Genomic DNA, 24,139 nt, shown 5'->3' on the forward strand with positions numbered 1-24,139 from the left:
GCGCCGTCCGGGCCGTTGCCGCGGATGGCGCGCCGTGCGCGCACGGCACCGAACATCCGGCGGCGGCGAAATGGCCGCCGGCGCGATGACCTGATTCATCGAACCATCGGCTGTGCCCGCCGCTCCCGGCCGGGCCCTTCGCCGGATGCGGCGTTCAGCATGCGTTCTCCTGCCGACAGAACAACCAGAAACGGCACGGGCGAACGCGTCGATCCGGTTTCGGCCTCCCGGCCGGGCCATGATTCGGAAGATATGATTCAATGCGCGTGCATGGTCTGATGGCGGGCGTTCACGCCGCACGACGAAGGGGCGAGCAATGAATCCGACATGGTTTCTCTTTTCCTTCAAAGGCCGGACCGAGCGCCTGCCGTGGTGGATCTACTCGCTGGTTTCCGGGTTGATCGGCGCGTTCCTCGATGCCGGTTCGCGCGGCTCACCGGACGACGATCTGCCGCTGGCAGTGGTGCTCGTCGCCGGCGCGATCGCCGTCGTGGCAACGTGGTCGTGGCTGGCGGTTACCGTGAAACGGCTGCACGACATCGACAAGTCGGGATGGTGGGTGCTGCTGCTCGTCGTGCCGATCGTCGGTGCGATCGCGTTGTTCGTGATGAACGGTTTCATCGCCGGTACGCCGCATGCGAACCGTTTCGGCGAGCCGCCGTCGGTCGATGAAGCGACACCTGCGCCGCAGGACCCTGCGTGATGCGCGGCAAGCCGCGACTGTCGCATTTGCGCGTCGTGCAGCCCGATCGCACACTCCGAATAAACCCTTAAATATTGATCAGACAGGTTGCGCGGCGAAGCGAATCGGTACAGCATAGCCTTCACTCCGCCGGCGTCCCGCCGGCGGTGGCGCGTCAACGACAGCACGCGCCAGGCAGTCGGCCGTCTGCCTCGCTTCCATTCCGTGGTACCGACAGCAGCATTGATGGCCATTGCCCGGGTAGTGTGGCGCAAACGTTTGCTCACATTAAAACAACAGTCCGGCCCGACGGGCCAGTCGCCAGGAGATGTGTATGAATGTCCGCTTTCGCCGTCGCTTCCTGACCGCCGCGCTCGCCGCCGTCGCGGTCGCCGCCGCCCCGGCCGTCCACGCGCAGTCCGCGGCCAAGCCGAAGGTCGCGCTCGTGATGAAGTCGCTCGCCAACGAGTTCTTCCTGACCATGGAAACCGGCGCGAAGGATTACCAGAAGCACAACGCGAATCAGTTCGACCTGATCACCAACGGCATCAAGGACGAGACCGACACCGCGAACCAGATCCGCATCGTCGAGCAGATGATCGTGTCGAAGGTCGATGCGATCGTGCTCGCGCCGGCCGACTCGAAGGCACTCGTGCCGGTCGTGAAGAAAGCCGTCGATGCGGGCATCGTCGTCGTGAACATCGACAACCGGCTCGATCCCGACGTGCTGAAGTCGAAGAGCCTGAACGTGCCGTTCGTCGGCCCGGACAACCGCAAGGGGGCGCGCAAGATCGGCGACTACCTCGCGAAGCGGCTGAAGGCGGGCGACCAGGTCGGCATCGTCGAAGGCGTGTCGACGACGACCAACGCGCAGCAGCGCACGGCCGGCTTCCAGGACGCGATGAAGGCGGGCGGGATGAAGGTGGTGTCCGTGCAGTCGGGCGAATGGGAAATCGACAAGGGCAATGCGGTGGCTGCCGCGATGCTCAACGAATACCCGAACCTGAAGGCGCTGCTGTGCGGCAACGACAACATGGCGATCGGCGCCGTGTCGGCCGTGCGCGCGGCCGGCAAGCAGGGCAAGGTGCTCGTGGTCGGCTACGACAACATCAACGCGATCAAGCCGATGCTGAAGGACGGCCGCGTGCTCGCGACCGCCGACCAGTACGCGGCGAAGCAGGCCGTATTCGGCATCGACACGGCGCTGAAGGCGATCGCCGAGCATCGCAAGCAGGCCGACATGTCCGGCGTGGTCGAGACGCCGGTGGATCTCGTGACGAAGTAACGCGACTCCGGTCCGGCCGCCGCCCTCAAGAATCCGGCGTGGCGGCCGTTATCCGGAGTGAGCGCGATCACGGCCACTGCATGCACATGCACTTGTGAGCGTCATACCCGCGCGCCGCGTGCGCGCGGCCGCAATCAGGATCGCGATGGAACCGACCTTCCAACCCTCCCGTTCAGCCCAACCCGTGCTGTCCGTATCCGGCATCGGCAAGACCTATGGCGAACCCGTGCTCGCCGATGTCACGCTGACGCTCGAGGCGGGCCAGGCGCTCGCGCTGACGGGCGAGAACGGCGCCGGCAAGAGCACGCTGTCGAAGATCATCGGCGGGCTCGTCGATCCGACCACCGGCACGATGCAGCTCGGCGGCCACGCCTACGCGCCGGCGAGCCGCACGCAGGCCGAGGCGCTCGGCGTGCGCATGGTGATGCAGGAGCTGAACCTGCTGCCGACGCTGACGGTGGCCGAAAACCTGTTCCTGAACCGCCTGCCGCGGCGCTTCGGGATCATCGATCGCGCGCGGCTGCGCGAGGACGCGCGGGCCGCGATGGCGCAGGTCGGGCTCGATGCGGTCGATCCCGATACGCCGGTCGGCGCACTCGGCATCGGCCATCAGCAGATGGTCGAGATCGCGCGCAACCTGATCGGCGACTGCCGCGTGCTGATTCTCGACGAACCGACCGCGATGCTGACCGCACGCGAAGTCGAGCTGCTGTTCGAGCAGATCGACCGGCTGAAGGCGCGCGGCGTCGCGATCGTCTATATCTCGCACCGTCTCGAGGAGCTCGCGCGCGTCGCCGAGCGCGTCGCGGTGCTGCGCGACGGCCGGCTCGTGCACGCGGGCGACATGGCCGCGACGACGTCCGACGGGCTCGTCACGCTGATGGTCGGGCGCGAGATCGGCGAGCAGATCGAGCTCGGCGAGCGCCATATCGGCGCGCCGCGGCTCGTCGTATCGGGGCTCACGCGCGGGACGGCCGTGCGCGACGTGTCGCTCGAGGTGCGCGCGGGCGAGATCTTCGGCATTTCGGGATTGATCGGCGCGGGGCGCACCGAGTTGCTGCGGCTGATCTACGGCGCCGATACGCCGGATGCGGGGATGATCGCGGTCGGCCAGCCGCCGAAGCCGGCGAAGATCGATTCCCCCGTCGACGCGGTGAAGCTGGGCATCGCGTTGATTACCGAGGATCGCAAGGGTGAAGGGCTGCTGCTGTCGCAGTCGATCACCGCGAACGTGTCGCTCGGCCAGCTCGACCGGCTCGCGCGCGGCGGCATCGTCGATGCCGCACGCGAGACGGCGCTTGCCGAGCAGCAGATCGACGCGTTGCGGATCCGCACGCACGGTGCGGGGCAGGCGGTCGGCGAGCTGTCGGGCGGCAACCAGCAGAAGGTCGTGATCGGCCGCTGGCTCGCCCGCGACATGGGCGTGCTGCTGTTCGACGAGCCGACGCGCGGGATCGACGTCGGCGCCAAATTCGAGATCTACACGCTGATGGGCGCGCTCGCGCGCGAAGGCCGGTCGCTCGTCGTCGTGTCGAGCGACCTGCGCGAGCTGATGCTGATCTGCGACCGGATCGGCGTGATGTCGGCCGGCCGCATGACCGCCGTGTTCGAGCGCGGCAACTGGACCCAGGATGCGCTGCTGGCCGCGGCATTCGCCGGCTTCGGCCGCGAGACGCCGCCGGGCGGCGCGCAACATCCGGACGCGGGGCAGGCGCCAGGCGCCGCCCCCGGCAATTCGACGACAGGACCCCAGCAATGACCCAGCCTCCCGTATCCCCGACCGACGCAGGCGCCCAGCAGGACGTGACGGGACGCCGCGCGCGCACGCTGTCCGGCACGCGCCTCGGCCTGTCGAACTATCTCGGGCTCGCCGGTGCGCTCGCCGCGATGATTGCGCTGTTTTCGGTGTTGAGCTCGCATTTCCTGACCTACGATACGTTCAGCACGATCGCGAACCAGATTCCCGATCTCGTCGTGATGTCGGTCGGGATGACCTTCGTGCTGATCATCGCCGGGATCGACCTGTCGGTCGGCTCGGTGCTCGCGCTCGCCGCGTCGATGGTCAGCGTCGCCGCGCTGAAATGGCAGTGGGGGCCGCTGCCGGCCGCGCTGATCGGGATCGCGGTCGCGACCGTCACGGGGGCGCTGACGGGGGCGGTCACGGTCGGCTGGCGGATTCCGTCGTTCATCGTGTCGCTCGGCGTGCTGGAGGCCGCGCGCGGCCTCGCGTACCAGCTGACGAATTCGCGGACGGCGTATATCGGCGACGCGTTCGATTTCCTGTCGAACCCGATCGCGCTCGGCATCTCGCCGGCGTTCCTGATCGCGGTCGCGGTGATGATCGCGGCCCAGTTCGTGCTCACGCGCACGGTGTTCGGGCGCTACCTCGTCGGGATCGGCACGAACGAAGAAGCCGTCCGACTTGCCGGGGTTAACCCGCGTCCGTATAAAATTCTCGTATTCGCGTTGATGGGGGCGCTCGCGGGGCTTGCGTCGCTGTTCCAGATTTCGCGGCTCGAGGCGGCCGATCCGAACGCGGGCGCGGGTCTCGAACTGCAGGTCATCGCGGCCGTCGTGATCGGCGGCACGAGCCTGATGGGCGGGCGCGGCTCGGTGATCAGCACGTTCTTCGGCGTGTTGATCATCTCCGTGCTGGCCGCGGGGCTGGCGCAGATCGGGGCGAACGAGCCGACGAAACGGATCATCACCGGCGCGGTGATCGTGGTGGCCGTCGTGCTCGATACGTATCGCAGCCGGCGCGCGCGCGCGCGGTAGAAAGACAGACAGAACAGACCAGAGAGAAACGGGAAATGGCGACGATCAAGGATGTGGCAGCCATGGCGGGCGTGTCGTTTACGACCGTCTCGCACGTGGTGAACAATTCGCGGCCGGTGTCCGCGGATGTGCGTGCGAAGGTCGAGGGCGCAATCCGCGAGCTCAATTACGTGCCGTCGGCCGTGGCGCGCTCGCTGAAGGCGCGGGCGACGGCGACCATCGGCCTCGTCGTGCCGAACAGCACGAATCCGTACTTCGCGGAGCTTGCGCGCGGCATCGAGGATCAGTGCGCGGCCAACGGCTATTGCGTGTTCTTCTGCAATTCGGACGACGATCCCGTGAAGCAGCGCAACTACCTGCGCGTGCTGCAGGAAAAGCGCATCGACGGGCTGATCGTCGCATCGGCCGGCGAGGATGCGGTGCTCGCACAGACGCTCGCGGATATCCATGCGCCGCTCGTCGTCGTCGACCGCAACATCGAGGGGCTTGCGGCCGACCTCGTGCAGATCGACCACGAGCGCGGCGCGTACCTCGCGACGCGCCACCTGCTCGAACTCGGGCACGCGAAGATCGGCTGCATCACGGGGCCGACCGACACGGCCGTCAGCGCGATGCGCGTGCACGGCTTCATCCGCGCGATGGCCGAGCGCGGCGTCGACATCGTGCCGGGCGCGATCGCGGAAAGCGACTTCTCGTGCCTCGGCGGCTATCACGCGGCGTCGCGGCTGTTCGAATCGGTGCGGCCGAGCGCGATCTTCGCGGGCAACGACCTGATGGGCGTCGGCGCGCTGCGCGCGGCGGCCGAGCGCGGGCTGCGCGTGCCCGACGACTGCTCGATCATCGGTTTCGACGACATCGAGTTTTCCCGCTACACGTATCCCGCGCTGTCGACGGTCGGCCAGTCGGTGCGCGCGCTCGGCGAAATGGCCGCGCAGACGCTGATCGAGCGGATCGGCGGCGGCTCGACGGCCGTGCCGAGCCGTCGTCGCGTGGTGTCGCCGCGCCTCGTGCTGCGCGAGTCGACGGCGGTCTATCGCGAGCCGCCCGCGTCGGGCGGCCGCGCATGACGGCGCCCGCAGCGGGTGCCGGCCGCGTCACGGTGGTCGGCAGCCTCAACATGGATCTCGTCGTGCGGGCGCCGCGGCTGCCGCTGCCGGGCGAAACGCTCGCCGGGCATGCGTTTGCCCAGGCGGCCGGCGGCAAGGGCGGCAACCAGGCCGTCGCCGCCGCGCGGCTCGGTGCGCAGGTCGCGATGATCGGTTGCGTCGGCGCGGATGCGCACGGCGCGGCATTGCGCGCGGGCCTGGAAGCCGAGGGCATCGACTGCACCGGGCTCGCGACGAGCGCGTCGGCGTCGACCGGCGTCGCGCTGATCGTCGTCGACGACGCGAGCCAGAACGCGATCGTGATCGTCGCGGGCGGCAACGGCGAGGTCACGCCCGCGACGGTTGCACGGCACGAGGCCGCGCTGGCGTCGGCCGACGTGCTGATCTGCCAGCTCGAAACGCCGCCGGACGCCGTATTCGCGGCGCTGTCGGCCGGGCGGCGGCTCGGCCGCACGGTGGTGCTCAATCCGGCACCGGCCGTCGCGCCGCTGCCGGCGGGCTGGCTGCCGCTCGTCGATTACCTGATCCCGAACGAGGTCGAGGCGGCCGCGCTGACCGCGCTGCCGGTGCGCGACCCGGCGGAGGCGGAAACCGCCGCGCGTGCGCTGCAGGCCGGCGGCGCGCGCAACGTGCTGGTCACGCTCGGCGCGCGCGGCGTGCTCGCGCTGACGGCCGACGGCGTCGCGCGGCACTATCCGGCGCCGGTCGTGCAGGCCGTCGACACGACGGCGGCGGGCGATACCTTCATCGGCGGTTTTTCCGCACGGCTCGCGGCCGGCGCGGATGTCGATGCGGCCATCCGCTTCGCGCAACGCGCGGCGGCGCTGTCGGTCACGCGGGCGGGCGCGCAGCCGTCGATTCCGACGCGCGCCGAACTGGCCGACTAGGGCCGGATCGCCGGTTTCCGTTTCCCGATCTCGGCCGGCCGTCTCATGCGACGGGCCAGCCGGCCGGTCGCGCTTGCGGCAACGTGCCCGCAGGTCGCCGGGTCTTCCCGCCCATCCATTTCTCGAATTGGCCCGAATTTGCATCATTCGTTCAGCTATTTGTAATATACAGACGAATAATTCGAAAAAATCACGCCAAAACCATCAAGTTGTGCGTCGCGCAGTCGTAAATGCAACAAGTGAAGCAATGCTTCCAGCCAACGGGCCCGGCCCGTTCATGACGACGCAATACAGGATGGATGATGGTGTTCAGGAACCTGACGATTCGTGCGCGCATCGGTTTGACGATGGCGTTTCTGGCGATGCTGCTGGGCGTAACCGGCGTGCTCGGGCTGTACGGGATGACGCGTTCGAACGTGTCGACGCGCGAGATTTTCACGAACCAGATGCCGAGCGCGGTCGACGTGGCGGTCGCGGAAATGTTTTCGGCACGCGAACGGCTCGCACTCGACCGCGCGGCGCTGCTGGCCGGCACGCCCGAGTCGGCGGCCGCCGTCGAGCGCAGCCGCGCGATGCGCGCGCAGTCCGACGCCTGGTGGCAGAAATACCTCGCGCTGCCGCGCGGCCCCGAGGAAGACCGGCTCGCGCAGGACGTCGCCGCGAAGCGCGTGGCGCTGCAGCGCGCCTGTGACGCGTTCGCGAGCCTGCTCGGGGCGGACCAGCGCGATCGCTTCGGCGACGGCGCCAAGCAGCTCCAGGCGCTCTATACCGACCTCTCGGTGGCCGGCGAAGCGCTGCGCAACTTCCAGTTCACCAATGCGCAAGTACTCTTCGATCAAGCGGAATCGGTGTTCGACACGCTGCGCGTACTGTCGATCGTCGCGCTGCTGGCCGGTGTCGGCGCCGCACTGCTGTCATGGGTGGCGCTGAGCCGCGCGATCGGTCGCCCGATCGCCGACGCGCTGTCGCATTTCGACGCGATTTCCGCCGGCGACCTGCGCCGGCCGATCGTCGTGGACCGGCGCGACGAGATGGGCCAGCTTCTCGAAGGGCTCGCGAAGATGCAGCGCGGGCTGGTCGATACGGTGCGCACCGTGCGCGGCGGCAGCGAGTCGATCGCGACCGCGGCGCGCCAGATCGCGGCCGGCAACATCGATCTGTCGTCGCGCACCGAGGAGCAGGCCGCCGCGCTGCAGGAAACCGCGTCGAGCATGGAACAGCTGACCGGCACCGTGAAGCAGAACGCGGACAATGCGCGCCAGGCAAGCGCGCTGGCCGCGAATGCGTCGGAGATTGCAAACAAGGGCAATACGGTGGTCGGCCAGGTCGTCGGCACGATGGGCGAGATCAACGACAGCTCGGCGAAGATCGCCGACATCATCGCGATCATCGAGGGAATCGCGTTCCAGACCAACATTCTTGCGCTGAATGCGGCCGTCGAAGCCGCGCGTGCGGGCGAGGAAGGCCGCGGCTTCGCGGTCGTCGCCGGCGAGGTGCGCAGCCTCGCGCAACGCTCGTCGAGCGCGGCGAAGGAAATCAAGGCGCTGATCGACGCGTCGGTGGAGCGTATCCGGACGGGGTCGACGCTGGTCGACGAAGCCGGGCGCACGATGAGCGACGTGATCGGCGCGGTGCAGCGCGTGACCGACATCATGGGCGAGATCGCGGCGGCGTCGGAGGAGCAGAGCGGCGGGATCGACCAGGTCGCGCGCGCCGTGGCGCAGATGGACGAAGTCACGCAGCAGAATGCGGCGCTCGTCGAGGAAGCCGCCGCCGCCGCGCAGTCGCTCGACGAGCAGGCCGGGCGCCTGCGCGAAACGGCGGCGGTATTCCAGCTCGACGACGAAACGGCGCGCGCCGTCGCGCCGGTTGCGGCGCGTCGCGTGACGCACGTTCCGCGCTCGCCTTCCGCCGCGGTTGCCGCGCCCGTGCAGCCGGCCGCGCGCGACGATCGCGATGCACCGCCGCAGCGCACGGCCGCCCCGATGCCCGCGCGCAAGCCCGTCGTGGCCGCTGCCGCGCCGGCACCGGCTGCCGCCACCGCCGGCGGTGACGACTGGGAAACCTTCTGATTCGCGCGTGCCGCGCATCTATCCCCATTTGGTGACGAACGACGCCCGCGACATGCGGGCGTCGTCGTTTGCGCGGCGGACGCGACGTGACGGGTGCGAACGCACGATCGCGTATCGCCGCGTGCATCGCGTGGCCCGCATCGATCGATGCGCGGCGGCGTGCGCGTCATGTTCCCGCATCCGTCGTACGGGTATCTCCGTAAGGGCGCTGCGAAAAAAATTTGTAACGGTGCACGCGGCGTGTCATCGCACGCGGCTGCTCGAACGTATAGGGATGAAGGGAGGCGGTGACGACGTCGGATGTCTCCAACGCACAAGACGTTTCGTCGTTCGACGAGAGGTGGCGGATGCAGTTTCTGCGGCTCGGGAGATCGATTGTAAAACGACGAAATGCGTTGTCAAAGCGATGTTGTCGAGAATGACGAACTTCATACGAAGAGTTCGTGAAAAAAAATAAGAAAGGGTTTAGGATGAATTCGAACGCGCTTGCTTCTGCGCAGTCGTACGAAGGCAGGCACGTCTTCAGACTTAGGCGAGGGAGGTAGCATGGATATTTACAGCAGCTTCGCGAACCGCTTCGAAAAAACGCGAGAGGAAGAGCTCTCGCTGGAGGAGTATCTCGCGCTCTGCAAGAACGATCCATCCGCGTACGCGACGGCTGGTGAACGCATGCTGGCAGCAATCGGGGAACCTGAACACATCGACACCCGCAACGATCCGCGCCTGTCGCGCATCTTTGCGAACAAGGTCATCAAGGTCTATCCGGCGTTCCGTGAGTTCTACGGAATGGAGGAAGTGATCGAGCAGGTGGTCGCGTATTTCCGCCATGCCGCGCAAGGGCTCGAAGAGAAGAAGCAGATCCTCTATCTGCTGGGCCCGGTGGGCGGCGGCAAGTCGTCGATCGCCGAGCGTCTGAAGCAACTGATGGAGCGCGTGCCGTTCTATTCGCTGAAGGGCTCGCCCGTCAACGAATCGCCGCTCGGGCTGTTCGACTACGACGAAGACGGCCCGATCCTCGAGGAACAGTACGGCATCCCGCGCCGCTACCTGAAAAGCATCCTGAGTCCGTGGGCCGTCAAGCGCCTGCACGAATACAACGGCGACATCCGCCAGTTCCGCGTGGTGCGCCGCTATCCGTCGATCCTGCGGCAGATCGGCATCGCGAAGACCGAGCCGGGCGACGAGAACAACCAGGACATCTCGTCGCTGGTCGGCAAGGTGGACATCCGCAAGCTCGAACAGTACGCGCAGGACGATGCCGACGCCTATAGCTACTCGGGCGGCCTGTGTCTCGCGAACCAGGGCCTGCTCGAATTCGTCGAAATGTTCAAGGCGCCGATCAAGGTGCTGCATCCGCTGCTCACCGCGACGCAGGAAGGCAACTTCAAGGGCACCGAAGGCTTCGGCGCGATTCCGTTCGACGGCGTGATCCTCGCGCACTCGAACGAGTCGGAGTGGAAGGCGTTCCGCAACAACCGCAACAACGAGGCACTGCTCGACCGGATCTTCGTCGTGAAGGTGCCGTATTGCCTGCGCGTGTCGGAAGAAACCAAGATCTACGAGAAGCTGATCCGCAACTCGTCGCTGGCCGAAGCCGTGTGCGCGCCGGGCACGCTGAAGATGATGTCGCAGTTCTCGGTGCTGTCGCGCCTGCACGAGCCGGAGAATTCGAGCCTGTTCTCGAAGATGCAGGTGTACGACGGTGAAAACCTGAAGGACACCGATCCGAAGGCGAAGTCTTACCAGGAGTATCGCGACTACGCGGGCGTCGACGAAGGGATGACCGGCGTGTCGACCCGCTTCGCGTTCAAGATCCTGTCGCGCGTGTTCAACTTCGATTCGAGCGAGGTCGCGGCGAACCCCGTGCACCTGATGTACGTGCTCGAACAGCAGATCGAACGCGAGCAGTTCCCGCCGGAAATCGAGCAGAAGTACCTGTCCTTCGTGAAGGACGTGCTCGCGTCGCGCTACGCGGAGTTCATCGGCAAGGAGATCCAGACGGCCTACCTCGAGTCGTATTCGGAATATGGTCAGAACATCTTCGACCGTTATGTCACGTATGCGGATTTCTGGATCCAGGATCAGGAATTCCGCGACCACGATACCGGCGAAAGCTTCGACCGCGCCGCGCTGAACGCGGAGTTGGAGAAGATCGAGAAGCCGGCGGGCATCAGCAATCCGAAGGATTACCGCAACGAGATCGTGAACTTCGTGTTGCGCGCCCGGGCGGCGAACGCCGGCAAGAACCCGGTGTGGACGAGCTACGAGAAGTTGCGCGTCGTGATCGAGAAGAAGATGTTCTCGAACACCGAGGAACTTTTGCCGGTGATTTCGTTCAACGCCAAGGGTTCGGCGGAAGAGCAGCGCAAGCATGAGGACTTTGTGAACCGGATGGTCGCGAAGGGCTATACGCCGAAGCAGGTGAGGCTGCTTTGCGACTGGTACCTGCGCGTGCGCAAGTCGTCATGACGCGCGCGGTTCCGCGCCCGTACGGCGAGTCCGTACGGGCACTTTCAGAGACGCCGCCCGCATGACGGGAGACGGCATGTGCGGCGAGCGTCCCGGCATATCGACATTCGAGCGGGAGACCGGGAGTGCTTCATCAAATCATCGACCGCAGGCTGGCCGGCAAGAACAAGAGCATCGCCAATCGCGAACGCTTCCTGCGTCGCGTCAAGAACTACATTCGTCGTGCCGTGTCCGACGCGGTGCGCGACCGTAGCATCAAGGATATCCAGAGCACGCAGAGCATCACGATCCCGCGCAAGGACATCGCGGAGCCGAATTTCCGGCACGCGCCTGGCGGGCGTCGTGAGTACGTGCACCCCGGCAACGAGGACTACGTGCGCGGCGACAAGATCCCGCGCCCGCAGGGCGGCTCGGGCGGCGGCGGCAGTCAGGCGAGCAACGAAGGCGAAGGGCAGGACGACTTCGTGTTCGAACTGTCGCGCGACGAGTTCATGCAGTATTTCTTCGACGATCTCGAACTGCCGCGCCTCGTGAAGACGCATCTGCTGACGGTGCCGAGCTGGAAGAACGTGCGCGCGGGCTGGTCGGCGGAAGGCACGCCGAACAACATCGACGTCGTGCGTTCGCTGCGCAGCGCGCTTGGCCGGCGCATCGCGCTCGGCTCGCCGCTCGTCAACGAACTGCGCGAACTCGAAGCGCAACTCGAGGCACTGAAGAACGACCCCGAGGACCGCCGCACCGAAATCGCGACGCTCGAGGCCGAGATCCATCACCTGAAAGGGCGCATCTGGCGGATTCCGTTCATCGATCCGTTCGACCTGCGCTACATCAACCGCGTGAAGCAGCCGCAGCCGTCGAGCCAGGCCGTGATGTTCTGCCTGATGGACGTGTCGGGCTCGATGGACGAGCAGCGCAAGGATCTCGCGAAGCGCTTCTTCATCCTGCTGTACCTGTTCCTCAAGCGCAACTACGAACGGATCGAGGTCGTGTTCATCCGTCACCACACGCGCGCCGAGGAGGTCGACGAGGACACCTTCTTCCATTCGACCGAGAGCGGCGGCACGGTCGTGTCGAGCGCGCTCGAACTGATGCGCAAGGTGATGGACGAACGCTACTCGCCGACCGAGTGGAACATCTACGGCGCGCAGGCGTCCGACGGCGACAACTGGACCGACGATTCGCCCAAGTGTCGCAAAATCCTGGAAGAGGATATCCTCACGAAGACGCGTTACTTCGCGTATATCCAGGTCGCGCCGGAAGAGCAGAACCTGTGGCTGGAATACGCGCAACTGGCGTTGTCGCAGCCGCATCTCGCGATGAAAAAAGTGGAATCGGCTGCCGACATTTACCCGGTGTTTCGCGAATTGTTCGAAAAGCAGGTGGAAACGTCATGACAACCCGCCATCTGCACAACGAGTCGCGCGGCTACGAGCCGCGCCCTTCCGGCGACGCCCCGGCCGGCCCTGACGCAGTGCAGCAACGCGCGCAGGCCGAACCGCCGCCGCCGGCCGCCGACTTGCCCGGTTCCGGGCAGAAGGAAGCGCGTATGAACGTTGCCGAACGCAAGCCGCTGCCGTGCCCGTCCGACTGGACGTTCGAGTTGCTCGAGGAGTACGACACGCACATCTCGCAGGTCGCCGAACAGTACGAGCTCGATATCTACCCGATCCAGCTCGAACTGATCAGCGCCGAGCAGATGATGGATGCGTACGCGTCGGTCGGGATGCCCGTCAACTACCGTCACTGGTCGTTCGGCAAGCACTTCCTCGCGACCGAGAAGAGCTATCGCCGCGGCCAGATGGGCCTCGCGTACGAAATCGTCATCAATTCGAATCCGTGCATCGCGTACCTGATGGAAGAGAACACGATGACGATGCAGGCGCTCGTCATCGCGCACGCGGCGTACGGGCACAACTCGTTCTTCAAGGGCAACTACCTGTTCCGGCTGTGGACCGACGCGCACGCGATCATCGACTATCTCGTGTACGCGAAGAACTATGTCGCGGAATGCGAGGAGCGCTACGGCCTCGATCGCGTCGAGGAACTGCTCGATTCGTGCCATGCGCTGATGAATTACGGCGTCGACCGCTACAAGCGCCCGCAAAAACCGTCGCTGTCGAAGGAAGCGGCGCTGCGGCGCGAGCGCGAGGCGTACCTGCAGTCGCAGGTGAACGAACTGTGGCGCACGCTGCCGGGCAAGAAGCCCGAGCTGATGGAGGAGCAGGAAGAGCGTTATCCGCCCGAGCCGCAGGAGAACCTGCTGTATTTCGCGGAGAAGAATGCGCCGCTGCTCGAGCCGTGGGAGCGGGAAGTGATCCGCATCGTGCGCAAGATCGGCCAGTATTTCTACCCGCAGCGGCAGACGCAGGTGATGAACGAAGGCTGGGCGACGTTCTGGCACTACACGCTGCTGAACACGCTGTACAACCAGGGGAAGCTGGAAGACGGCTTCATGATGGAGTTCCTGCATTCGCACAGCAACGTGGTCTACCAGCCGCCCGTCACGAAGCCGTACTACAGCGGGATCAACCCGTATGCGCTCGGTTTCTCGATGATGAGCGACATCCGAAGGATTTGCGAGGCGCCGACGGAGGAGGACTACAAGTGGTTCCCGGAGATCGCGGGCACCCCGTGGCTGCCGGCGATGCACTACGCGATGCGCAACTTCAAGGACGAGAGCTTCATCGCGCAGTACCTGTCGCCGAACCTGATCCGCGAGATGCGCCTCTTCTCGGTGCTCGACGACGACATGCGCGATTCGCTCGAGGTCTCGGCGATCCACGACGATTCCGGCTACCAGTACGTGCGGCAGGCGTTGTCGCGACAGTACGACATCCATCACCGCGAGCCGAACATCCAGGTGTGGGCCGTCAACACGCGCGGCGACCGCAGCCTCACGCTGCGTCACTTCATGACCGACAACCGCCACCTGTCCAGCGACAGCGACGAAGTGCTCAAGCACATGGCGCGGCTCTGGCAGTTCGACGTGTATCTCGAAAGCGTCGACGAGGCCGGCACCGTGCGCAAGCGCTACGAGTGCCGCTACGTGCCGCCGGAGATCCGCGTTTGACCGGTGTCTTCGGCAATGTTTGCATCGGACGCCAGCCTGACGGCTGGCGTTTTCATATGACGAACGCGCGGCGGGAGAAAATTTTTCTACATCCGGACGAACCCGGAGCGCCTGTTACTTTACATTTCGCTAAAATCCCGTAGCGTCGGGCACCGGAACCGGTGCCACATGCGACCGCACGCGGCGGCCCACAGCCGTCTCGCCCAGAAAGCACTAAAAGGAACAGACCAACCCATGGATGTCCAGACCGACCAAGCTGCGCTGTCTGCGCACGACACCCGGCGGCGCGTGTTCGCCATCGTCGGCGCCTCATCGGGCAACCTCGTCGAGTGGTTCGACTTCTACATCTACTCGTTCTGCGCGCTGTACTTCGCACCGGCATTCTTCCCGAGCGGCAACACGACGACGCAGTTGCTGAACACGGCCGGCGTGTTCGCCGCCGGCTTCCTGATGCGTCCGATCGGCGGCTGGCTGTTCGGCCGCATCGCCGACCGTCACGGCCGTCGCGCGGCGATGATGATCTCGGTGCTGATGATGTGCGGCGGGTCGCTGGTGATCGCGGTGCTGCCGACCTACGCGCAGATCGGCGCGCTCGCGCCGGCGCTGCTGCTGGTCGCGCGCCTGTTCCAGGGCCTGTCGGTGGGCGGCGAATATGGCACGAGCGCGACCTACATGAGCGAGGTTGCGCTGAAGGGGCGCCGCGGCTTCTTCGCGTCGTTCCAGTACGTGACGCTGATCGGCGGCCAGCTGTGCGCGCTGCTCGTGCTCGTGATCCTGCAGCAGACGCTGTCGGCCGGCGAACTGAAGGCGTGGGGCTGGCGCATTCCGTTCGTCGTCGGCGCGGCGGCCGCGCTGATCTCGCTGTACCTGCGGAAATCGCTCGACGAGACGTCGACGAGCGCTTCGCGCGACAAGAAGGACGCCGGCACGATCCGCGGCGTGTGGCAGCACAAGGGCGCGTTCTTCACGGTGGTCGGTTTCACGGCCGGCGGCTCGCTGATCTTCTACACGTTCACGACGTACATGCAGAAATACCTCGTGAACACGGCCGGCATGCATGCGAAGACGGCCAGCAACGTGATGACCGTCGCGCTGCTCGTCTACATGCTGATGCAACCGGTGTTCGGCGCGCTGTCCGACAAGATCGGCCGTCGTACGTCGATGATCCTGTTCGGCTCGTTCGCGGTGATCGGCACGGTGCCGCTGATGCATGCGCTGAAGGACGTGACGAGCCCGGTGGCCGCATTCGTGCTGATCACGGTCGCGCTGGCGATCGTCAGCTTCTACACGTCGATCAGCGGCCTCATCAAGGCCGAGATGTTCCCGCCCGAAGTGCGCGCGATGGGCGTCGGCCTGTCGTATGCGGTGGCGAACGCCATCTTCGGCGGCTCGGCCGAGTACGTCGCGCTGTGGTTCAAGTCGATCGGCAGCGAGGAAACCTTCTACTGGTACGTGACCGCCCTGTGCGCGATCTCGCTGATCGTGTCGTGGCGGATGCGCGACCCGAGCAAGGAAGGGTATCTGCGTCACGAGCCGTGATCGGCGGCGCGTTGCGCACCCCGGCATCGTGACGAACGTCCCGCCCATCGGCGGGACTTTTTTTTGTGCGCGCGCTCACGCGGACGGTGGCTTCGCGTGGTCGGGCGCCGGGGCCGCCACGCTCGACCGGATGCCTTGCTCGACCAGCCAGTCGAACATTTGCCCGACGATCGGCGAGCGCGACGGGCCTTCCATCCGCGACAGCCACCACGTGGTGCCGGGCAGGCGCGGGTAGTCGGCCAGCACGGTCAGCGCGTGCTGGTCGAGGCCGGCCTGCGCGACGAGGCGCGGCAGGCACGCAATGCCGCGGCCGCGCTGCACGGCGTCCAGCACGAGCCGCTGGTCGTCATAGATCGCCTGCATCCGGAAGTCCGACAGTCGTTCGCGAAAGACGGTCGCCATGCGCTCGTCGGTCAGGCTCGCTTCGAGGCAGACGAGCCCCGCGTGCCGCGCGTGTTCGGCGCGCGGCACGCGGGCGAGCGTCTCGGCGAGCGGTGTCGCGCACACGGTCACCCACTCGTCGCGCATGAACGGGATATCGACCAGGCCCGGCTGCAGCATCGGCCGCGTGCCGATCGTCATGTCGACGTCGATCTCGTCGACGTAGCGCGCGGTTTCGTCGGTCGACAACAGCGGGCACAGGTCCGGCAGCGCCTGTTGCAATTGATCGAGGCGCGGCTGCAGCCAGCCGTGCAGCAACGGCGCCGGACACACCAGCACGACGAGCCCCGGGTTCAGGTAGGTCGCGATGCGGTCGAGGCCGCCGCGCAACGTGTCCATCGCGCGCTGGACGCTGCGCTGCAGGACCTCGCCGGCAATGGTCAGCTCGACGCCGCGCCCGCGCCGGCGGAACAGCGGCTGCCCGAGCTGCGCTTCGAGTTGCTGGATCTGATGGCTGATCGCCGATTGCGACAGGTGCAGTTCATCGGCTGCGCGCGAGAAATTGCCCAGCCGGGCCGCGGCTTCGAAGCCGCTCAGCAGTTTCAGGGACGGAACGCGTTGCATCGAGATATGAGGTGAATTGATTGATCAAGCCAATAAATATCAATATTCATCAAGTTTAACCTGACGGAAAATCGCTCATCAATCACAACGGAGTCGGATCGATGGGTCGCTTTGATGCTCGCCAGCGCGGTTACCGGATGCCCGCCGAATGGGAATCCATGCACGCCACGTGGCTCGGATGGCCGGTGCTCGACAATCGCGAGGACCTCTGGGGGGCGCATTACGCGCAGGTCTGCCGCGAATTCGCGCTGGTCGCGCGGACGATCGCGCGTTACCAGCGCTGCGTGGTCGCGGTACACCACAGCCAGGCCGATGCCGCGCGCGAGTTGGTGGGCCCGAGCGTCGACGTGCTGCCGGTCGCGGCCGAGGACAACTGGCTGCGCGATTGCGGGCCGATCTTCCTCGTCAGCGAACGGCACGGGCTCGGCGCGGCCGTGTTCCGCTTCAACTGCTGGGGCGAGAAGTACCAGCCGTACGACGGCTGCCAGCAGGCCGGGCAGGACATCGCGCGTGCGGCCCGCGCCGAGATCTTCAATTCGCACATGGTGCTGGAGGGCGGTTCGTTCTACGTCGACGGGCAGGGTACGCTGGTCACGACCGAAAGCTGCCTGCTGCATCCCAATCGCAACCCGCACCTGAGCCGTGCGGAGATCGAGGCGGAGCTGCGCCGGATGCTGGGCGTCGAGAAGATCGTGTGGCTGCCGGGCAACCCCGACGAAGTGGAGACGAACGGGCACGTGGACGGCATCGCGTCGTTCGTCGCGCCGGGGCGGATGCTGTGCCAGACCGCAGCGCCCGAGCAGGGCGACTATTTCCGCGTGATGCGCGAAAACCGCCGTGCGCTGGAACTCGCGACCGATGCGGCGGGGCGCCGTTTCGAGCTGCTCGACCTGCCGTCGCCGATCGTCGGCGAACGCTTCGGCTCCGAGCGCTACTGCGATTGTTACGCGAACTACATCCTGGTGAACGGCGCGGTGATCGTGACCGCGTTCGGCGTCGAACAGGACGAGGCCGCACGCGATGCGTTCAGCCGCGCGTTCCCGACGCGCAAGGTGCAGATGCTGCCGATCCCGACGCTGTCGATCGGCGGCGGCAGCATTCATTGTTCGACGCAGCAGCAGCCGTCCGTCGCGCACTGAGCGACGTTTCGTCAGCGGTTTCCGGTTTCACCGAGGAGCAACGCAATGCCGTCCAAACACATCACCGTCGCCGCCGTGCAGATGGCGTCGGGCAGCTGGAATCTCGAAGACAACATGGCCACCGCGGAGCGCCTGATCCGCGCGGCCGCCGCACAGGGCGCGAATCTCGTGCTGTGCCCGGAACTGTTCGCGATGCCGTACTTCTGCCTCGACCAGAACGTGCGTCATCTCGAACACGCGCAGCCGTTCGAAGGCAACGCGCAGATCGCCCGTTTCGCGGCGCTGGCCGGCGAGCTCGGCATCGTGCTGCCGATCGGTTTCTTCGAGCGCGCGGGCAATGCCGCGTACAACTCGATCGCGGTGGCGGACGCCGACGGGCGCGTCCTCGGCGTCTATCGCAAGACGCATATTCCGGACGGGCCGGGCTATACGGAGAAGTTCTATTTCACACCGGGCGACACCGGCTTCAAGGTGTGGGACACCCGTTTCGGGCGGATCGGCATCGGCATCTGCTGGGACCAGTGGTATCCGGAGACGGCGCGCAGCCTCGCGCTGATGGGCGCGGAGATCCTGTGCTTTCCGACCATCATCGGTTCGGAGCCGTTCAGCAGCGCGTTCGATTCGGCCGGCCACTGGCAGCGCACGATGCAGGGTCACGCGGCGGCCAACATGGTGCCGGTCGTGGCGGCGAACCGGATCGGCCGCGAAGTCGGCATCGGCAACGGCAATCCGCGGCAGCAGGGGCTGACCGGCGTGTTCTACGGGTCGAGCTTCATCGCGGATCACACCGGCGAGAAGCGGGCCGAGGCGAACCGCACCGACGAAGCCGTGCTCGTGCAGACGTTCGACCTCGACGCGATCCGCGCCGACCGGCAATCGTGGGGCTTTTTTCGCGATCGCCGCCCCGAGATGTACCGCACGTTGCTGACCAGCGACGGCGTGTCGTCCTGTTATCGATGAGGGATTCGCGATGAAACACCAAGGATGGCTGCGCATCGCGGTGCCGGGCCTCGCGCTGTGCGTGCTGGCCGGTGCGGCCCGCGCCGACGAAGAGAACGTGCTGAACCTGTACAACTGGAGCAACTATTTCGCGCCGGACACGATTGCCGCGTTCGAGAAGGAAACCGGCATCAAGGTGCGCTACGACGCGTACGACAGCGACGAGACGCTGCAGTCGAAGCTGCTGACCGGCAACAGCGGCTACGACCTCGTGTGGCCGACCAACGACTTCATGGCCAGACAGATCCAGGCCGGCGTGTACCGCAAGCTCGACAAGGGCCGGCTGCCGAACCTGAAGTATCTCGACCCGTCGTTGCTGAAGCAGATGGCGCAGTCCGATCCCGGCAACCAGTACGGCGTGCCGTACATGTGGGGCACCGTGGGCGTCGGCTACGACCGCGCGAAGGTGCGCGCGATCCTCGGCAAGGACATGCCGGCCGACAGCCTCGACCTCTTGTTCAACCCGGCGATCGCGGCGCGCGTCGCCGCGCAATGCGGGCTCGGCCTGCAGGACTCCGCGAGCACGGTGCTGCCGCTCGCGCTGCGCTACGTCGGCCGCGACCCGATGCGGCCGTCCGCGCAGGATTACGCGGCCGCGCAGGCGATGCTGATGAAGGTGCGGCCGTTCATCCGCCAGTTCGTCGGCTCGTCCGACGCCGACGCGCTGATCGACGGCGAGCTGTGCGTGACGGTCGGCTTCTCCGGTGCGATCAACCTGGCCGCGCAGAAGGCGAAGGCGCGCGATCCGAAGCGCGACATCGTGTACGACATCCCGCGCATCGGCAGCCTGATGTGGTTCGATGCGATGGTGATTCCGGCATCGGCGAAGCATCCGGACAACGCGCACGCGTTCATCGACTACATCCTGCGTCCGGACGTGATCGCGAAGATCTCGAATGCGACGCGCTACGCGAACGCGAACCGGGGCGCGCTGAAGCTGATGGACCCGGCACTGGTGCGCGATCCGGGCATCTATCCGGACGAGGCGACGCGGCGCACACTGTTCACGCCGATCGCCGAATCGCCGGCCGCGATGCGCCTGGAAGGCCGCACCTGGCTCGGCTTCAAGACCGCGCGGCCGTGACGGCCCGCGCAGAAACAATCGAAATAACCGGCAAGCGAAAGAGGAATGCGATGACCACACGACGTCAACTGTTGAAACGCGGCCTGTCCGTATCGGGCGCGGCGCTGGCCGCCGGCGCGATGGGCGGGTTGTTCGGCCGCGCCGCGCACGCGCAGCAGGGCGCGACCTGGCACATGCCGGACGAAGGCGCGCCGCACACGGCGACCTGGATGGCGTTCGGCCCGAGCGCGGACATCTGGGGCGCGCGGCTGTTGCCCGTGGTGCGCGAGAACCTGGCCGCGGTCGCGAAGGCGATCGCCGCGCACGAGCCGCTCAAGATGCTGGTACGGGAGCAGGACTACGCGCTCGCATCGCGGCTGTGCGGCGCGTCGGTCGAGCTCGTCCAGCATCCGGTCGACGATCTGTGGATGCGCGATACGGGGCCCGTGTTCGTGAAGAACGCGTCGGGCCAGCTCGGCGGCGTGAGCTTCAATTTCAACGGCTGGGGCAACAAGCAGGCACACGACCAGGACGCGGAAGTCGCGCCGTTCGTGGCCGAACGCGCCGGCGCGCGGCCGATCGACACGAAGCTCGTGCTGGAAGGCGGCGGCATCGAGGTGGACGGCGAGGGCACGGCGATCATCACGCGCAGCTGCGTGCTCAATACGAACCGCAATCCGGGCGTCAGCCAGGCGCAGTGCGAAGCCGAGCTGAGCCGCCTGCTCGGGCTGAAGAAGATCATCTGGCTGCCCGGCATTGCCGGCAAGGACATCACCGACGGGCATACCGACTTCTACGCGCGTTTCACGAGCCCGGGTGTCGTGGTGGCCGGGCTCGACACGGATCCGGCGTCGTACGACCATGCGGTGACGCGGCAGCACCTCGAGATCCTGCGCAAGTCCACCGATGCGAAGGGGCGCCCGCTGAAGGTCGTTGTGCTGCCGGGGCCGAGGACCGTCCGGCATGCGTACGAGAACGACGAGTTCGCGGCCGGCTACATCAATTTCTACGTATGCAATCGCGCGGTGATCGCGCCGCAATTCGGCGACAGCCGCGCCGACCGCAACACGCGCGACACGCTCGTCGACCTGTTTCCCGGCCGCGAAGTCATCCAGTTGAACATCGACGGCATCGCCGCGGGCGGCGGCGGCATTCACTGTACGACGCAGCAGCAGCCGGCCTGAGCGGGGTCGTGGACCGGTCCGCGTGACCGGTTCGAATGCCGCTTCCATTTTTATATATTTTCGGATTACTGAATAACAATGCGGAATCCGTTTCGTGGAACGGATTCCGGCGCGTACGCATGCGCGCCGTCCGCGCAATGGAGTGGAATACATGGCGAAGCAACGAAACGACGTGATCACGAACCCGAACGCGTCGCCCATGCCGGATGCCGGCCGACGCGGATTCATCCGCTGTTCGGCCGCCTGGCTCGGCATGCCGCTGCTGGGTGGACTGGCCGCATGCGGCGGCGGCGACGGCGGTACGGCCGACGCGGCATCCGCGTCGCGCCCGACACCGTCGGCACGGCAGGCCGTGTACCGGCTGCCGGCGGAAGATGCGCCGCACGCGTCGACCTACATGACCTTCGCGTCCGGCGTGGACGGCATCTGGTCGCCCGTCACGTCACAGAGTACCGATGCCGGCATCGATCGCGTGCGGGCCGACCTGATGGACGTCGCGAAGGCGATCGGCGCGACCGAACCGGTCACCATGCTGGTGCTGCCGGTCGATCTGGACGCGGCCCGCGCGCTGCTCGCGAGCGCGAGTGTCGCGAATCCGGACCTGCATGCGCGCTATGCGGCGCGCGCCGCGGGCACGGGCGGAATCACCCTCGTGCCGCTCGCCGACGGTTTCAACGATTTCTGGGTGCGCGACACGGGGTGCGTGTTCGTCCGCGACACGGCGAACGGCAATGCACTGAACGCGATCGGTTTCAATTTCAACGGCTGGGGCAACGCCAACACCGACGGCGTCGGCCAGAGCGCGGGCACGATTGCGCCGGCGATCCTGGCCGCGAGCAACCGGTCGAAGGCCGGCAAGTTCTTCCAGCCATTCAGCCAGGACGGCAGGGTGGCGGGCTGGATGGCGCAGACCCAAGGCGCGACCCTGGTCCGCAGCACGTTGACGCTCGAAGGCGGCGCGATCGAATTCGACGGCGACGCGACGGCGATCCTCACCGAATCGGCCGTGCTGCACGTGAACCGCAATCCGCAGCTGTTCGACATCCCGAATGGCGTGATCGCCAACGCCACGCTGCTGCCGACGGCCCGCGAGGTCGTGCTCGCCGAACTGCAGCGCACGCTCGGGGTGCGGAAGATCATCTGGTTGCCGGGCACGCCGACCTATCCGCGCGGCAGCGGCGTGGGCGGTGCCGGCGGCGCGGCGACGCCGGCCGGCGAGAGCGACATCACGAACGGTCACGTCGATTTCTATGCACGTTTTCTCGCGCCCGGGGTGGTCGCCTGCTGTTACGACGCGTCGAATTCGACCGGCGAGCGTGCGTTGACGGACGCGAACCGGAAGCGTCTGGCCGGCCAGACCGACGCGAACGGCCGGCCGCTGCGGATCGTCGAGTTCGTGCCGCCCGTCAGCTTCGGGACCTCGGCCGGCACGACGCTGAGCGAGCGGCAGATGTCGCATTTCGCGGCCGGCTACATCAACTTCTATACGTGCAACGGCGCGATCGTGATGCCGAAGTTCAACGATGCGGCGGCGGACGCGGCCGCGGTCGCCGCGATCCGGCCATATGCGGGCAGTCGCGCGATCGTGCAGGTCGACATCCTCGGCATCGCGTCGGGCGGCGGCGGCATCCACTGCGCGACCCGGGAAGTACCGGCGTGAGCATGTCGCGTCATATCGATATGGAAATCGATTCGTTGTCCGTTTCACGCGAATTCCTTAATCTGGGCCTGTAGTTCGTGTGACACCTCCTTGACTGGGATTCGCGCCCGCTGCGTGCAGCGGGCGTCTTTTTTTGTGCGCCGTACCGCGCGCCTCATCACGAAACCCGCAGAGCAAAGCACCATTTGTTGGTTCGGATTCGCCGCACGCGCTGCTACGTTAGCGGCTTCGCGGCGACACACTGCGTCGCGATGTTCTTCGAACCGGGCCGCCGCGCGATCCGCGGCGGCCTTCATAACAAATCAGGTCGTGCTCATGAAATTCCACACTCTCGCTACGTGGCTCGTCGGGGCCGCGCTCATCACCGCAGGCACCGTCGCGCATGCGGACCGGCTCGACGACATCAAGAAGGCCGGCGTGCTGCGCGTCGCGACGTTCGACAGCAACCCGCCGTTCGGTTATGTCGACGCGAAGAACAACCACATCGTCGGCCTCGACGTCGACTACGCGAAGGCGCTCGCCGACAAGCTCGGCGTGAAGCTGCAACTGCAGCCGACCAATCCCGCGAACCGCATCCCGTTCCTGACGTCCGGCAAGGTCGATCTCGTGCTCGCGAACTTCACGATCACCGACGAGCGTGCGAAGCAGGTCGACTTCAGCATTCCGTATTTCTCGTCGGGCCAGCAGTTTCTCGCGAAGAAGGGCGTGCTGAAATCGGCCGACCAACTGAACGGCCTGCGCGTCGGCGCGGACAAGGGCACGACCAACGAGATCACGCTGCGCGAGAAATTCCCGAAGGCGACGATCGTCGCGTACGACGATACGCCGTTCGCATTCGCCGCGCTGCGCGCCGGCAACGTGCAGGCGATCACGCAGGACGGCCCGAAGCTGATCGGCCTGCTCGCGAATGTGCCCGACAAGCAGAACTACGAGATCCCGGCATTCACGATCTCGAACGACTACATGGGCGTCGGCGTGCCGAAGGGCGAGACGCGCCTGCTCGGCTTCGTCAACGACACGCTGAAGGGCCTCGAGGCGAACGGCCGCGCGACGCAGATCTACGACGCGTGGTTCGGGCCGACGACTAAGACGCCGCTCACGCGCATCTTCCGCATCGGCGACAAGACCTGATTCAGGCTCCGGCCGCACGCGCGCCGCGTGAGCGCCGGGATACCGGCGTCGCGGCGCTTTTCGTTTTCTTTCG

General features: G+C 66.3%; 18 protein-coding genes. 17 read left to right on the forward strand and 1 reads right to left on the reverse strand.

Annotated elements, in window-relative coordinates:
- Positions 1-316 precede the first annotated feature (316 nt).
- The 11 genes from WJ12_RS07945 (at position 317) to WJ12_RS07995 (ending at position 15,885) form a co-directional block, all read left to right on the forward strand.
- Positions 317-703: a DUF805 domain-containing protein gene (locus WJ12_RS07945; protein WP_059557770.1), complete on the forward strand. Its 387-nt coding sequence runs from the start codon at positions 317-319 to the stop codon at positions 701-703.
- Between the two features lie 313 nt (positions 704-1,016).
- Positions 1,017-1,967, forward strand: a complete 951-nt coding sequence (locus tag WJ12_RS07950; RefSeq protein WP_059557769.1) for a sugar ABC transporter substrate-binding protein — start codon at positions 1,017-1,019, stop codon at positions 1,965-1,967.
- Between the two features lie 145 nt (positions 1,968-2,112).
- Positions 2,113-3,726, forward strand: a complete 1,614-nt coding sequence (locus WJ12_RS07955) for a sugar ABC transporter ATP-binding protein (RefSeq protein ID WP_069245626.1) — start codon at positions 2,113-2,115, stop codon at positions 3,724-3,726.
- Positions 3,723-4,742, forward strand: coding sequence for an ABC transporter permease (locus WJ12_RS07960; RefSeq protein ID WP_059557765.1), 1,020 nt, complete (start codon positions 3,723-3,725; stop codon positions 4,740-4,742). Before WJ12_RS07955 ends, WJ12_RS07960 begins: the two co-directional genes overlap by 4 nt.
- A gap of 35 nt (positions 4,743-4,777) precedes the next feature.
- A complete protein-coding gene (locus tag WJ12_RS07965) occupies positions 4,778-5,809 on the forward strand; it encodes a LacI family DNA-binding transcriptional regulator (RefSeq protein WP_034186950.1) in 1,032 nt (343 codons plus the stop codon).
- Complete coding sequence (gene rbsK, locus WJ12_RS07970; RefSeq protein WP_059557763.1) at positions 5,806-6,735, forward strand: ribokinase; 930 nt, start codon at positions 5,806-5,808, stop codon at positions 6,733-6,735. Before WJ12_RS07965 ends, rbsK begins: the two co-directional genes overlap by 4 nt.
- A 302-nt stretch (positions 6,736-7,037) precedes the next feature.
- On the forward strand, positions 7,038-8,807 hold the full coding sequence (locus WJ12_RS07975) for a methyl-accepting chemotaxis protein (protein WP_059557865.1): 1,770 nt from the start codon (positions 7,038-7,040) through the stop codon (positions 8,805-8,807).
- 546 nt (positions 8,808-9,353) lie between these two features.
- Positions 9,354-11,276, forward strand: coding sequence for a PrkA family serine protein kinase (locus tag WJ12_RS07980; protein ID WP_034186948.1), 1,923 nt, complete (start codon positions 9,354-9,356; stop codon positions 11,274-11,276).
- A 125-nt stretch (positions 11,277-11,401) separates the two neighbouring features.
- On the forward strand, positions 11,402-12,670 hold the full coding sequence (locus tag WJ12_RS07985; protein WP_034186947.1) for a YeaH/YhbH family protein: 1,269 nt from the start codon (positions 11,402-11,404) through the stop codon (positions 12,668-12,670).
- Positions 12,667-14,346 carry a SpoVR family protein gene (locus WJ12_RS07990; RefSeq protein WP_049029302.1) on the forward strand — a complete coding sequence of 560 codons (1,680 nt, stop codon included), beginning with the start codon at positions 12,667-12,669 and terminating at the stop codon, positions 14,344-14,346. Before WJ12_RS07985 ends, WJ12_RS07990 begins: the two co-directional genes overlap by 4 nt.
- Before the next feature lie 234 nt (positions 14,347-14,580).
- A complete protein-coding gene (locus WJ12_RS07995; protein WP_034186945.1) occupies positions 14,581-15,885 on the forward strand; it encodes an MFS family transporter in 1,305 nt (434 codons plus the stop codon).
- Between the two features lie 75 nt (positions 15,886-15,960).
- Here the strand turns inward: WJ12_RS07995 and WJ12_RS08000 are convergent, their stop codons facing one another.
- The gene (locus WJ12_RS08000; protein ID WP_059557761.1) at positions 15,961-16,890 is read right to left on the reverse strand and encodes a LysR family transcriptional regulator; all 930 of its coding nucleotides are present in this window, start codon (positions 16,888-16,890) and stop codon (positions 15,961-15,963) included.
- Positions 16,891-16,991: 101 nt separating this feature from the next.
- Here WJ12_RS08000 and WJ12_RS08005 point away from each other — a divergent pair, with 101 nt between their 5' ends.
- From WJ12_RS08005 to WJ12_RS08030, 6 genes are all read left to right on the forward strand, one after another.
- Entirely contained in the window at positions 16,992-18,029 is a 1,038-nt protein-coding gene (locus WJ12_RS08005; protein WP_059557759.1) for an agmatine deiminase family protein, read from the forward strand.
- 45 nt (positions 18,030-18,074) lie between these two features.
- Entirely contained in the window at positions 18,075-18,989 is a 915-nt protein-coding gene (gene aguB, locus WJ12_RS08010) for an N-carbamoylputrescine amidase (RefSeq protein WP_059557758.1), read from the forward strand.
- Positions 18,990-18,999: 10 nt separating this feature from the next.
- Positions 19,000-20,112, forward strand: coding sequence for a polyamine ABC transporter substrate-binding protein (locus WJ12_RS08015; RefSeq protein WP_049031075.1), 1,113 nt, complete (start codon positions 19,000-19,002; stop codon positions 20,110-20,112).
- Between the two features lie 50 nt (positions 20,113-20,162).
- On the forward strand, positions 20,163-21,275 hold the full coding sequence (locus WJ12_RS08020) for an agmatine deiminase family protein (protein WP_059557755.1): 1,113 nt from the start codon (positions 20,163-20,165) through the stop codon (positions 21,273-21,275).
- Between the two features lie 151 nt (positions 21,276-21,426).
- Positions 21,427-22,935, forward strand: coding sequence for an agmatine deiminase family protein (locus WJ12_RS08025; RefSeq protein ID WP_059557863.1), 1,509 nt, complete (start codon positions 21,427-21,429; stop codon positions 22,933-22,935).
- 315 nt (positions 22,936-23,250) lie between these two features.
- Positions 23,251-24,066, forward strand: coding sequence for an ABC transporter substrate-binding protein (locus WJ12_RS08030; protein WP_034186939.1), 816 nt, complete (start codon positions 23,251-23,253; stop codon positions 24,064-24,066).
- Positions 24,067-24,139: the final 73 nt, after the last annotated feature.

Origin of the sequence: Burkholderia seminalis, from assembly GCF_001718535.1 — a bacterium.
GTDB lineage: Bacteria > Pseudomonadota > Gammaproteobacteria > Burkholderiales > Burkholderiaceae > Burkholderia > Burkholderia seminalis.

What these genes read in the sequence shown, in the direction of transcription:
- WJ12_RS07945 (WP_059557770.1), top strand. Translation starts at nt 317, where the DNA reads ATGAATCCGACATGGTTTCTCTTTTCCTTCAAAGGCCGGACCGAGCGC.
- WJ12_RS07950 (WP_059557769.1), top strand. Translation starts at nt 1,017, where the DNA reads ATGAATGTCCGCTTTCGCCGTCGCTTCCTGACCGCCGCGCTCGCCGCC.
- WJ12_RS07955 (WP_069245626.1), top strand. Translation starts at nt 2,113, where the DNA reads ATGGAACCGACCTTCCAACCCTCCCGTTCAGCCCAACCCGTGCTGTCC.
- WJ12_RS07960 (WP_059557765.1), top strand. Translation starts at nt 3,723, where the DNA reads ATGACCCAGCCTCCCGTATCCCCGACCGACGCAGGCGCCCAGCAGGAC.
- WJ12_RS07965 (WP_034186950.1), top strand. Translation starts at nt 4,778, where the DNA reads ATGGCGACGATCAAGGATGTGGCAGCCATGGCGGGCGTGTCGTTTACG.
- rbsK (WP_059557763.1), top strand. Translation starts at nt 5,806, where the DNA reads ATGACGGCGCCCGCAGCGGGTGCCGGCCGCGTCACGGTGGTCGGCAGC.
- WJ12_RS07975 (WP_059557865.1), top strand. Translation starts at nt 7,038, where the DNA reads ATGGTGTTCAGGAACCTGACGATTCGTGCGCGCATCGGTTTGACGATG.
- WJ12_RS07980 (WP_034186948.1), top strand. Translation starts at nt 9,354, where the DNA reads ATGGATATTTACAGCAGCTTCGCGAACCGCTTCGAAAAAACGCGAGAG.
- WJ12_RS07990 (WP_049029302.1), top strand. Translation starts at nt 12,667, where the DNA reads ATGACAACCCGCCATCTGCACAACGAGTCGCGCGGCTACGAGCCGCGC.
- WJ12_RS07995 (WP_034186945.1), top strand. Translation starts at nt 14,581, where the DNA reads ATGGATGTCCAGACCGACCAAGCTGCGCTGTCTGCGCACGACACCCGG.
- WJ12_RS08000 (WP_059557761.1), bottom strand. Translation starts at nt 16,890, where the DNA reads ATGCAACGCGTTCCGTCCCTGAAACTGCTGAGCGGCTTCGAAGCCGCG.
- WJ12_RS08005 (WP_059557759.1), top strand. Translation starts at nt 16,992, where the DNA reads ATGGGTCGCTTTGATGCTCGCCAGCGCGGTTACCGGATGCCCGCCGAA.
- aguB (WP_059557758.1), top strand. Translation starts at nt 18,075, where the DNA reads ATGCCGTCCAAACACATCACCGTCGCCGCCGTGCAGATGGCGTCGGGC.
- WJ12_RS08015 (WP_049031075.1), top strand. Translation starts at nt 19,000, where the DNA reads ATGAAACACCAAGGATGGCTGCGCATCGCGGTGCCGGGCCTCGCGCTG.
- WJ12_RS08020 (WP_059557755.1), top strand. Translation starts at nt 20,163, where the DNA reads ATGACCACACGACGTCAACTGTTGAAACGCGGCCTGTCCGTATCGGGC.
- WJ12_RS08025 (WP_059557863.1), top strand. Translation starts at nt 21,427, where the DNA reads ATGGCGAAGCAACGAAACGACGTGATCACGAACCCGAACGCGTCGCCC.
- WJ12_RS08030 (WP_034186939.1), top strand. Translation starts at nt 23,251, where the DNA reads ATGAAATTCCACACTCTCGCTACGTGGCTCGTCGGGGCCGCGCTCATC.